The sequence below is a fragment of the Streptomyces sp. NPDC002574 genome (assembly GCF_042889545.1).
GTDB lineage: Bacteria > Actinomycetota > Actinomycetes > Streptomycetales > Streptomycetaceae > Actinacidiphila.
On the sequence record NZ_JBIARB010000006.1, the window covers coordinates 456679 to 468422 of the forward strand.

An 11744-nucleotide genomic window follows, 5' to 3' on the forward strand; every position below is an offset into this window, starting at 1 on the left:
TGCCTTCCCGGACATCGAGCACAGAGCAAACACGCGGGTGCCGTGATCGATGGGGCGGCGAGCGGGTGGCCGGCTGCTCAGCGCCGGTGCCCACGCGCGCCGAAGTGACGGACGACTTTCCTCACCCCCTGGACAGGCGCCCCGCACTCTTACGGCAGACGCCCCTGGGAGGAGGCAGAACTCGACATCGCCCTCACGCCACCATCATGTGCACGGCACCCGGGGATACGCCATTCGGAGGAGGAACGGCCCTGAGGTCAGTCCGTGTGCCTCCGGAACAGCCCTTCCTGGACCACCGAGACCAGCAGCCTGCCCTGGCGGTCGTAGATGCGTCCACGGGCCAGTCCGCGGGCGCCGGTGGCGACCGGGGACTCCTGGTCGTACAGGAACCACTCGTCGGTCCTGAACGGCCGGTGGAACCACATCGCGTGGTCCAGCGAGGCCATGTCGAAGCCGCGCGGCCCCCACAACGGCTCGATCGGCACCCGGACGGCGTCCAGCAGCATCATGTCGCTGGCGTACGCGAGGGCGCAGGTGTGCACGAGCGGGTCGTCGCCGAGCGGGCCCACGGCGCGCATCCAGACCGCGCTGCGCGGCTCCGCGCCCTCGATCTCCTCGGGGGTCCAGCGCAGCCGCTCCACGTAGCGGATGTCGAACGGCTGCCGGCGCGCCATGCGCTCCAACTGCTCCGGCAGGCCGCCCAGATGCTCCCGGATCTCGTCGCCGAGCGTCGGCAGGGTCTCCGGGTCCGGGACCTCACGCATCGGGAGCTGGTGCTCGAAGCCGGGTTCCGGCACATGGAAGGAGGCGGTCAGGGTGAAGATCGTCCTGCCCTGCTGCACCGCGACCACCCGGCGGGTGGTGAACGACTTCCCGTCGCGCACCCGCTCCACCTCGTACACGATCGGCACGCCCGGGCGGCCCGGCCGCAGGAAGTACGCGTGCAGGGAGTGCACCGGCCGGGTGCCGTCCGTCGTGCGGCCGGCGGCGACCAGCGCCTGGCCCGCGACCTGCCCGCCGAAGACCCGCTGGATCCGCTCGTCGGGGCTCTGCCCGCGGAAGATGTTCTCCTCGATCTTCTCGAGGTTCAGCAGGTCCACGAGTCGCTCGGCGGGGTTGGTCATCGGGCGTGCTCCTTCTGTTCCTTCGTGTTCCAGGCGCGGGTCCGCGCGGTCGTGCGTATCACCGGTGCCGCGGGTGCCGCGGGTACCGGGGTCACAGCGTGCCCACCGCCGTCACCTTGACCACCGCGCGTCCCTCCTCGTCGGAGGCCGTCAGATCGACGTCGGCCGAGATGCCCCAGTCGTGGTCGCCGGCGGGGTCCGCGAAGGTCTGCCGCACCTTCCACAGGGCCTCCTCGGGACGCTCCTCGATCTGCAGGAGTTTCGGGCCGCGCGCGTCCGGCCCGGTCCCCAGATCCTCGTACTCGTCCCAGTAGGCGTCCATGGCGTCCGCCCACGTGTCCGCGTCCCAGCCGGACTCTGCGTCCAGCTCGGCCAGTTCGGTGTAGTGCTCCAGGGCGGCCAGCTCCACGCGGCGGAACATCGCGTTGCGCACCAGCACCCGGAAGGCGCGGGCGTTGGCCGTGACCGGCTTGACCTGGTCGGCGCGCTCCTGCGCCTCCTCGGCGGTCATCTCCGCGGGGTTGGCGAGCTGTTCCCACTCGTCGAGCAGGCTGGAGTCGACCTGGCGGACCAGCTCACCCAGCCAGGCGATGAGGTCCTGCAGGTCCTCGGACTTCAGGTCGTCCGGGACGGTGTGCTCCAGCGCCTTGTAGGCGCTCGCCAGGTAGCGCAGCACGATGCCCTCGGTCCGGGCCAGCTCGTAGTGCGAGACGAACTCGGTGAAGGTCATGGCGCGTTCGTACATGTCGCGCACGACGGACTTCGGCGAGAGCGGGTGGTCGCCGACCCACGGGTGGCTCTTGCGGTAGACGCCGTAGGCGTGGGAGAGCACTTCCTCCAGCGGCTTGGCGTAGGAGATCTCCTGAAGGCGCTCCATCCGCTCCTCGTACTCGATCCCGTCGGCCTTCATCGCGGCCACCGCCGCGCCGCGCGCCTTGTTCTCCTGGGCGGCCAGGATCTGGCGGGGGTCGTCGAGCGTCGACTCGACGACCGACACCATGTCGAGGGCGTAGGAGGGCGATTCGGGCTCCAGCAGTTCGAAGGCGGCGAGCGCGAAGGTGGACAGCGGCTGGTTGAGCGCGAAGTGCTGCTGCAGGTCCACCGTCAGCCGGACGATGCGGCCCTCCTCGTCCGGCGTCTCCAGGCGCTCCACCACTCCGCCGGCCAGCAGCGAGCGGTAGATCGCGATGGCCCGCCGGATGTGGCGCAACTGGGACCTGCGGTCCTCGTGGTTGTCCTCCAGGAGACGGCGCATGGCCTCGAAGGCGTTGCCGGGGCGCGCGATCACCGACAGCAGCATCGCGTGGGTCACCCGGAAGCGGGAGGTCAGCGGCTCCGGATCGGAGGCGATCAGCTTCTCGAAGGTGGTGTCGGACCAGCCGACGAAGCCCTCGGGCGCCTTCTTGCGGACCACCTTGCGACGCTTCTTCGGGTCGTCCCCGGCCTTGGCCAGCGACTTCTCGTTCTCGATGACGTGCTCGGGGGCCTGGGCCACGACCAGCCCCGCGGTGTCGAAGCCGGCCCGGCCGGCCCGCCCGGCGATCTGGTGGAACTCGCGGGAGCGCAGCACCCGCACCCGGTTGCCGTCGTACTTGGTGAGCGCGGTGAACAGCACCGTGCGGATCGGCACGTTGACCCCGACACCGAGGGTGTCGGTGCCGCAGATGACCTTCAGCAGGCCCGCCTGGGCGAGCTTCTCCACCAGGCGCCGGTACTTGGGCAGCATGCCCGCGTGGTGGACGCCGATCCCGTGCCGGACGTAACGGGAGAGATTGCGGCCGAACTTGGTGGTGAAGCGGAAGTTCCCGATGAGCTCGGCGATGGCGTCCTTCTCGGCCCGTGTGCACATGTTGATGCTCATGAGCGCCTGCGCCCGCTCCACCGCGGCCGCCTGCGTGAAGTGCACGATGTACACGGGCGCCTGCCGGGTCTCCAGCAGCTCCGTGAGCGTCTCGGTGAGCGGGGTCAGCTTGTACTCGTAGGACAGGGGCACCGGACGGGTCGCCGAGCGCACGACCGTCGTGGGCCGGCCGGTGCGGCGGGTGAGGTCCTTCTCGAAGCGGCTGACGTCACCGAGCGTCGCCGACATCAGCAGGAACTGTGCCTGGGGCAGCTCCAGCAGCGGGATCTGCCACGCCCAGCCGCGGTCGGCCTCGGCGTAGAAGTGGAACTCGTCCATGACGACCTGGCCGATGTCCGCGTCCTTGCCGTCGCGGAGCGCTATCGACGCCAGCACCTCGGCCGTGCAGCAGATGACGGGTGCGTCCGGGTTGACGGAGGCGTCACCGGTGAGCATGCCGACGTTCTCGGTGCCGAAGAGCTTGCAGAGGTCGAAGAACTTCTCCGACACCAGCGCCTTGATCGGCGCGGTGTAGAAGGTGACCTCGTCACGCGCCAGTGCGGCGAAGTGCGCACCTGCCGCGACCAGGCTCTTTCCCGAACCGGTGGGCGTCGACAGGATGACGTTCGCCCCGGAGACCACCTCGATCAGCGCCTCCTCCTGGGCGGGATAGAGCGAGATGCCCCGGCCCTCCGCCCAGGTGGCGAAAGCTTCGAAAAGGGCGTCGGGGTCGGCCTCGGCAGGGAGCTGATCGATAAGGGTCACACCCCCATCTTGCCTGCCGCGGGGGCCGGGGGATGAACCGGCGGTACGAGCGAAGATCGCCCGACGGTATGGTGTGCCGTCGATTGGACGTCAACTCCGCTTCAGGGCGGGTCGAAAGGGGCGGGACACGCCATGATGGGACCGGCACATTCTGTCTCCGGAGCGGCAGCTTGGCTGGCAGTGGGTGCGGTCGCCGCGGGGCTCAATCATCCGATGCCCTGGCCGACCCTCGTGGTCGGTGCGCTGATCTGTGCCGGTGCGGCTCTCGCTCCTGATCTGGATCACAAGGCGGCCACGATTTCCCGGGCCTTCGGCCCGATTTCCCGGTGGCTGTGCGAAGTCATCGACAAGCTGTCCTACGCCGCCTACCGGAAGACCCGCAAGCCCGGTGACCCGATACGTCAGGGCGGGCACCGCACGCTGACCCACACATGGCTCTGGGCGGTGGGGATGGGCGCCGCGGCCTCCGGCCTGGCATGGGTCGGCGGCCGGTGGGCCGTGGTCTTCATCCTCTTCGTGCACGCCGTCCTGGCGGTCGAGGGGCTGCTGTGGCGGCAGGCCCGGATGTCCAGCGACATCCTGGTCTGGCTGCTCGGTGCCACCAGCGCCTGGGTGCTCGCCGACACCCTGGACAGCACCCAGAGCGGCAAGGGCTGGCTGCTGACCGAGCCCGGTCAGCAGTACCTGTGGATCGGCATCCCGATCGTGCTCGGCTCCATCGTGCACTGCCTCGGCGACGCCCTGACGGTCTCGGGCTGCCCGGTCCTGTGGCCCATCCCCATCGGGCGCCGGCGCTGGTACCCGCTGGGCACGCCCAAGCCCATGCGGTTCCGCGCGGGCAGCAAGGTCGAGATCAAGGTGCTGACCCCGATCTTCTTCGTGATCGGCGGCGTGGGCGCGGTGGGGGCACTGGTCTTCGGCGCCTGAGCACCCCCACCGCGGATCGGCGCGCGGCGCCGTGGCGGCCGGCTATCCGTGCCAGGACCGCCACAGCGCCGCGTAGGCGCCGTCCGCCTCCACCAGTTGGTGGTGGCTGCCCAGCTCGCTGATCCGGCCGCCCTCGACGACCGCGATCAGGTCCGCGTCGTGCGCCGTGTGCAACCGGTGCGCGATCGCCACCACCGTGCGGCCGTCCAGGACCCGGGCGAGTGACCGCTCCAGGTGCCGTGCCGCCCGCGGGTCGAGCAGCGAGGTGGCCTCGTCCAGCACCAGGGTGTGCGGGTCGGCCAGGACCAGCCGGGCGAGCGCCACCTGCTGCGCCTGGGCCGGGGTGAGCGCGGCCCCGCCGGAGCCCACCTCGGTGTCCAGTCCCGCTTCCAGCGCGCGTGCCCAGCCCTCGGCGTCCACCGCGGTCAGGGCCGCCCACAGCTCGGTGTCGTCCGCCCCCGCGCGGGCGAGCAGCAGGTTGTCGCGCAGCGTCCCGACGAAGACGTGGTGCTCCTGGTTGACCAGGGCCACGTGCTCGCGGACCCGCTCCGCGGGCATCCGGGCCAGCTGGGCGCCGCCGAGGGTGATCTCACCGGTACGAGGGGCGTAGATCCCGGCCAGCAGCCGGCCCAGCGTCGACTTCCCGGCGCCGGAGGGCCCGACCAGGGCCACCCGGGTGCCGGGGCGCACCCGGAGGGTGACGCCGTGCAGCACGTCGCTGCCGGCCCGGTAGCCGAAGCGCACCTCGTCGGCGTGGACGTCACGGCCGTCCGGCGTCACCTCGGTGTCGCCCGCGCCCGGCTCGATCTCGCGCACGCCCACCAGACGCGCCAGGGAGACCTGGGCCACCTGCAGTTCGTCGTACCAGCGCAGGATGAGATTGATGGGGTCGACCAGCATCTGCGCGTACAGGGCGCCCGTGGTCAGCTCGCCGACCGAGACCCAGCCGTGCAGGACCAGGGTCCCGCCGATGAGCAGCACGGCCGCCAGGATCAGCGTGTATGTCGCGTTGATCACCGGGAAGAGCACGGTGCGCAGCCACATCGTGTAGCGCTCCCAGGCCACCCACTGCCGGATGCGCAGCCGGGACAGCTCCTCGCGCCGCTCCTCCAGCCGGTGGGCCTCGATGGTGCGCCCGGCGTCGACCGACTCGGCGAGCACGGCCGAGACGGCCGCGTAGCCGGCCGCTTCGGACCGGTAGCCCTGCGGCGCGCGGCGGAAGTACCAGCGGCAGCCCAGCAGGAGCACGGGCAGTGCCACGAGCACGGCGAGCGCCAGCGGGGGTGAGGTGACCGTCAGGGCGCCGAGCAGCAGTCCGCCCCAGACCACGGCGATCGCCAGCTGGGGCACCGCCTCGCGCATCGCGTTGGCCAGCCGGTCGATGTCCGTGGTGATCCGGGACAGCAGGTCGCCGGTGCCGGCCCGCTCCAGCACGCCCGGCGGCAGCGCCACCGACCGTACGAGGAAGTCCTCGCGCAGGTCGGCGAGCATCCGCTCGCCCAGGATCGCGCCGCGCAGCCGCACCTCGCGCACGAAGACCGTCTGGACGGCGAGGGCGGCGCCGAAGAACGCCATCGTGCGGCCGAGGTGCAGGTCCTTGTCGCCGACCGACAGGCTCTCGACCAGGTGCCCCAGCAGGTAGGGGCCGACCATCGAGGCGACGACGGCCACCGCGTTCAGCGCGATGAGGGCGACGAAGGCGCGCCGGTGGCGGCCGACCAGTTCCCTGACATAGCCGCGCACGGTGGTGGGCGAGCCGACCGGCAGGGTGCTGGCCTGCTGCGGCGCGGCCGGATCGTAGTCCGGCGGTGGCACGCCGATCATGCGGGTTCCTCGGCTTTCCGTAGTGACTCGAAAGGGTGGAGTTCGGGTTCGGTCTCCCGGGTGACCACGGCTCGGTAGCCGGGGACGGAGACGAGCAGCTCGCGGTGCGTCCCGGAGCCGCGCACCGAGCCCTCCTCGACGAAGACGACCCGGTCGGCCAGGTCCAGCAGCAGCGGACTGGAGGTGAACACCACCGTGGTCCGCTCCGCGCGCAGCGCCCGCAGACCGTGCGCGATCCTGGCCTCGGTGTGCGTGTCGACGGCGCTCGTCGGTTCGTCGAGCACCAGTACCTCCGGGTCGGCCATCAGTGAGCGGGCCAGCGCGAGGCGCTGCCGCTGCCCGCCCGACAGCGACCGCCCGCGCTCGGTGATCCGGGTGCGCATCGGGTCGCCCGATTCGTCCACGGAGGCCTGCGCCAGCGCCTCCAGCACGTCGTCGCACTGGGCCGCGGCGAGGGCGTCACCGGCTGCGACGGCGCCCGAGCGGGGCACGTCCAGCAGCTCCGCGAGCGTCCCCGACAGCAGTACCGGGTCCTTGTCCTGCACGAGCACGACCGCCCGTGCGGCGGCCAACGGGATCTCGTCCAGTGCCGTCTCGCCCAGCAGCACCGAGGGGTCCTCCTCGGCGCGTTCCGGGCTGTGACCGCCGAGGCGGTCGGCCAGTGCGCCCGCCGCGTCCGGATCGCCGCACACGACGGCGGTCAGCTTCCCCGCGGGCGCCAGCAGGCCTGTGGCGGGGTCGTACAGATCCCTCCGCGTCCCCGACACCTGGGGGCGCGGAGCGTCGGCGGTACCGGCGTCCGGGCGCCCGAGGGTGTCCCGCCGCAGCGACAGCACCCGTGCCGTGCGCTTGGCCGAGGGTTTGGAGAAGGAGTACGCCATCGCGATCTCCTCGAAGCCCCGCAGCGGGAAGAGCAGGAAGACCACGGCGCCGTAGACGGTGACCAGTTCGCCGACCGAGATCCGGCCGTCCAGGGCCAGCCGCGCCCCGTACCAGGTCACCGCGAGCAGCAGCAGTCCCGGCAGTGCCACCTGGAGAGCGCTGATCAGCGACCACATCCGGGCGCTGCGCACGGCGGCCTGCCGGACCTCCTGGGAGGCGCGCCGGTAGCGGGCGAGGAACAGTTCCTCGCCGCCGATGCCGCGCAGTACGCGCAGTCCCGCCACCGTGTCGGAGGCGAGTTCGGTGGCCTTGCCGGCCTTGGTGCGCTGCTCGTCCGCCCGACGGGCCGCGTGCGGCAGCAGCGGTAGCACCGCGAGCGCCAGCACGGGGACGCAGGCCGCCACGATCAGGCCCAGCTCGGGCCGGTAGACGACGAGGGCGACCGTCACGCCGACGGTCGCCAGGAGGGAGGACGCGAAGCGGGCGAGCGCTTCCACGAACCAGCCGATCTTCTCGACGTCCCCGGTACTGACGGCCACGACCTCGCCGGCCGCCACCCGCCGGGTGAGCACCGAGCCCAGTTCGGCCGTTTTGCGGGCCAGCAGCTGCTGCACGCGGGCCGCGGCGGTGATCCAGTTGGTGACGGCGACGCGGTGCAGCATGGTGTCGCCCACCGCCGAGACCAGTCCCAGAGCGAGGATCAGCCCGCCCGCGAGTGCGAGCCTGCCTCCCGAGCGGTCGACGACCGCCTGGACGGCCAGGCCGACCGCCGCGGGCATGCCCGCGAACGCCGCCATGTTGAGGGTGCCCCAGAACGTGGCCGTCGCCTGGGCGCGGATCTGGCACTTCTCGAGCCAGAGCAGAAATCGGAAACCGGACCGGGTGTCGGGGACACCCGGATCGGCATGGGGGAGAGAACGAAGCGACATGGCGTCCCGGCATCGGAGATGGGGGTGAGTGGAGACGTGCCAGGGTCGCGTTGGGGACGGGGTGAATTCAACCGGTTTTTTCCCTCGGTACGGGGAACGCGTCATGGTCGTGACCCCATTGCCGAGGGAATGCGAGGACGGGAACCGCTGCGTACGACGTGGACGGTTCGGGCGGTGCGCACGGCGGGAGCCTTGGCGATGGCCGCGGCGCTCGCGCTGCCGACAGCACGCGCCGGTCAGGACCGCCCGGCGCGCGCCGGCGGGAGCGGGCCGTCGGCGTCGGCTCCCGCGCCCGCTCGGGGGATACCGGGCGTGGGCGGGGCACTGAACTCCCGTGTCCCGTCCGACTCCCGACAGGTGCCGGCCGTCTACGGGAAGAGCGCCCGGTCGGCCGACTCCATCGCTGTGCTGTACACGCGGCGCGCCGGGGGCTGGCAGCGGGAGCGGTCCTGGGCGGCGCACAACGGCAGGCACGGCTGGACGACCGCCCACCAGGAGGACGACGGCAGGAGCCCGGTGGGCGTCTTCACCCTGTCCGACGCGGGCGGCGTCCTGCCCGGTCAGGGGACCGGGCCACCGTACGACCGCACCGCCGCCTTCGCCGCGCCCCGCTCCTGGGCGCGCTCGTACTGGCGCGACTCCGACCTCGTCACAGCCATCGACTACAACCGGATCAGCGGCCGGTCGCCCCTCGGCCCGGACCGCCCGCGAGGCCGCTCCAAGGGCGGCGACATCTGGCTCCACGTGGTCCACGGGAGCGGCACGTCCGCGCGCGTCACGCAGTCCCTCACGGACACGGAGTCCCTGCTGCGCACGCTCGATCCGGCACGGCACCCGGTGGTGGTGATGGGGGGCCGGGACGCCCTGGCGGGCTGAACACGGCTTCGGGAACCAGCCCTTCGTTACGCCCAAACTCCTGACGTTATGTCAGCGGTCGCGCATGGCAGCGCCATTGCGTTGTCCGAACCGCAACGCAGGTTGTTTCCGCAAGATGTTGAAAGTTTTTCCACGCGACGTATTGACGGTGTCCGCCCATGGGGCCAGTCTCCTGTCCGGAGTCCCCACGGGCGGGAACTCCGCCCCCCACCCGATGGCCCGGCGCGTGGCTGTCTTCGGGGCACCTTTGTGCCCGAAAACGAAGGAGCCGCACCATGAGATCGCGTTTCGTGCGCGCGGGACTGGCGGCGCTGCTCGCCACGGCCGGCCTCGCCGTCGTGTCGCAGGAGCCGGCGCAGGCCGCACCGCCCGGGAGCAAGGACGTCACCGCGACGCTCTTCGAATGGAAATTCGCCTCCGTCGCCAAGGAGTGCACCAGCGCCCTCGGCCCCGCGGGCTACGGCTACGTGGAGGTCTCGCCGCCCCAGGAGCACATCCAGGGCGCGCAGTGGTGGACCTCGTACCAGCCCGTCAGCTACCGCATCGCGGGCCGGCTGGGGGACAGCACGGCCTTCAGGAACATGGTGGACACCTGCCACGCGGCGGGCGTCAAGGTGATCGCGGACGCGGTCGTCAACCACATGAGCGCGGGTTCGGGAACGGGCACCGGCGGGACGTCCTACTCGAAGTACAACTACCCGGGCTACTTCCAGGACCAGGACTTCCACTCCTGCCGGACCAGCATCAGCGACTACACCAACCGCGACAATGTGCAGAATTGCGAACTCGTCGGACTCGCGGACCTGAACACCGGCAGCGACTACGTCCGTTCCACCATCGCCGCCTACCTGAACAACCTGATCTCCCTCGGTGTCGACGGCTTCCGGATCGACGCGGCCAAGCACATCGCCTCGGGCGATCTGGCGGCCATCAAGGCCAAGCTCAGCAATCCCTCGGTCTTCTGGGCGCAGGAGGTCATCTACGGCGCCGGCGAGGCCGTGCAGCCGGGCGAGTACACCGGCACGGGCGACGTCGACGCCTTCCAGGGCGCCTACGACCTCAAGCGCATCTTCAGCAACGAGAAGCTGGCCTACCTGAGCAACTGGGGCGCCTCCTGGGGCGCGGGGTACCTGCCGAGCGGCCAGGCGCGCACCTTCGTCGACAACTGGGACACCGAGCGCAACGGCTCGACCCTCAACTACAAGGCCGGCGCGACCTACACGCTGGCCAACGTCTACATGCTCGCGTGGCCCTACGGCTCGCCCAATGTGTACTCGGGCTACGAGTTCTCCGACAACGACTCGGGCCCGCCCAACGGCGGCACCGTCAACGCCTGCTACAGCGACGGCTGGAAGTGCCAGCACGCCTGGCCGCAGATCGCGGGCATGGTCGGGTTCCACAACGCGGTCGCCGGGACGGCCGTGACCAACTGGTGGTCCAACGGCAGCAACGCCATCGCCTTCGGGCGCGGCAGCAAGGGCTTCGTGGCGATCAACCACGAGAGCGGGTCCCTCAGCCAGACCTTCACCACCTCGCTGCCCGCCGGCACCTACTGCGACGTCCAGCACAGCGGTGCCACCTACACCGTCGCCGCGAACGGCACCTTCACCGCCACCATCGGTGCCAATGACGCGGTCGCGCTCTACACGGGCGCTCCTTGCGGCGGTGGTGGCACGGCCCCGGCGAGCGGCGCCTCCTTCTCGGTGAACGCCACCACCGTGTGGGGCCAGAACGTCTACGTGGTGGGCAGCAATGCCGCGCTCGGCAACTGGAACACCGCGGGGGCGCCGCTGCTGTCCTCGGCCTCCTACCCCGTGTGGAAGCTGGACGTCTCCATGGGGGCGGGCACGTCCTTCGAGTACAAGTACATCAAGAAGGACGCGAACGGGACCGTCACCTGGGAGTCCGGTGCCAATCGCACGGCGACCGTCCCCGCCAGTGGCAAGGTGACGCTCGGCGACACCTGGCGCGCCTGACGGCCGGTCCGCGCAGCCCCGCGCCGTGCGGGCGCGCACGGCCCCGACGCGGCCGGCGTCTCAGCAGTGACCCGGCGCGGTGTCCAGGACGGTGAGCAACGCCGTCAGGGCATCGCGCTGGGCCGCGTCCAGTGGCGCGAGCATCTCCTCCGCGGCCTCCCGCCGGGCCTGCCGCAGCCGCCGCAGCGCGCCCTCGCCCTCCGCCGTCATCTCGATGCGCACCACACGGCGGTTCGCCGGGTCCGGCACGCGGCGCACGAAGCCCCGTTCCTCCAGGGCGTCGGTGAGCGTGGTCACCGCGCGCGGTACGACCTCCAGACGCTGCGCCAGATCGGCCATCCGCGGCGCCTCCTCGCTGTGCGCGACGCTCCGCAGCATGCGGGACTGGGCCGGGGTGATGCCGAGCGGCTCCAGGTGACGTCTCTGGACGCGGTGCAGCCGGCGGGTCAGCCGCAGCAGCTGCTCCGCGAGGCTGCTCGACCCGTCGGTGTCCGCGGCGGAGGTACGCGATTCCATGCCCCGAGGTTATCAGGATGCCATTCATTGTGAGTATAGGTAACAATGAACTACACTCTCATCGTTCTGCCGTACCCCGCCCTCG

8 protein-coding genes are annotated in these 11744 nt (G+C 71.2%); 3 read left to right on the plus strand and 5 right to left on the minus strand.

Going from position 1 to position 11744, the window contains the following annotated elements; genetic code table 11:
- Window positions 1-257 precede the first annotated feature (257 nt).
- Together ACFYXS_RS17180 and ACFYXS_RS17185 are read right to left on the minus strand one after the other, a co-directional pair.
- Window positions 258-1124, minus strand: a complete 867-nt coding sequence (locus ACFYXS_RS17180; protein ID WP_389248754.1) for an acyl-CoA thioesterase — start codon at window positions 1122-1124, stop codon at window positions 258-260.
- A 91-nt stretch (window positions 1125-1215) separates the two neighbouring features.
- On the minus strand, window positions 1216-3729 hold the full coding sequence (locus tag ACFYXS_RS17185; RefSeq protein ID WP_389248756.1) for a DEAD/DEAH box helicase: 2514 nt from the start codon (window positions 3727-3729) through the stop codon (window positions 1216-1218).
- 132 nt (window positions 3730-3861) lie between these two features.
- Here ACFYXS_RS17185 and ACFYXS_RS17190 point away from each other — a divergent pair, with 132 nt between their 5' ends.
- The gene (locus ACFYXS_RS17190) at window positions 3862-4656 is read left to right on the plus strand and encodes a metal-dependent hydrolase (protein ID WP_389248758.1); all 795 of its coding nucleotides are present in this window, start codon (window positions 3862-3864) and stop codon (window positions 4654-4656) included.
- Window positions 4657-4698: 42 nt separating this feature from the next.
- Here the strand turns inward: ACFYXS_RS17190 and ACFYXS_RS17195 are convergent, their stop codons facing one another.
- The gene (locus ACFYXS_RS17195; RefSeq protein ID WP_389248760.1) at window positions 4699-6480 is read right to left on the minus strand and encodes an ABC transporter ATP-binding protein; all 1782 of its coding nucleotides are present in this window, start codon (window positions 6478-6480) and stop codon (window positions 4699-4701) included.
- Window positions 6477-8291 carry an ABC transporter transmembrane domain-containing protein gene (locus ACFYXS_RS17200; RefSeq protein WP_389248762.1) on the minus strand — a complete coding sequence of 605 codons (1815 nt, stop codon included), beginning with the start codon at window positions 8289-8291 and terminating at the stop codon, window positions 6477-6479. Before ACFYXS_RS17200 ends, ACFYXS_RS17195 begins: the two co-directional genes overlap by 4 nt.
- A gap of 312 nt (window positions 8292-8603) precedes the next feature.
- On the opposite strand from ACFYXS_RS17200, the gene ACFYXS_RS17205 reads away from it, so the two are divergent.
- Complete coding sequence (locus tag ACFYXS_RS17205; RefSeq protein WP_389248764.1) at window positions 8604-9167, plus strand: hypothetical protein; 564 nt, start codon at window positions 8604-8606, stop codon at window positions 9165-9167.
- A gap of 275 nt (window positions 9168-9442) precedes the next feature.
- The gene (locus ACFYXS_RS17210) at window positions 9443-11143 is read left to right on the plus strand and encodes a carbohydrate-binding module family 20 domain-containing protein (RefSeq protein ID WP_389248766.1); all 1701 of its coding nucleotides are present in this window, start codon (window positions 9443-9445) and stop codon (window positions 11141-11143) included.
- 60 nt (window positions 11144-11203) lie between these two features.
- On the opposite strand, the gene ACFYXS_RS17215 is transcribed toward ACFYXS_RS17210, so the two are convergent.
- The gene (locus ACFYXS_RS17215) at window positions 11204-11659 is read right to left on the minus strand and encodes a MarR family winged helix-turn-helix transcriptional regulator (RefSeq protein WP_389248768.1); all 456 of its coding nucleotides are present in this window, start codon (window positions 11657-11659) and stop codon (window positions 11204-11206) included.
- Window positions 11660-11744: the final 85 nt, after the last annotated feature.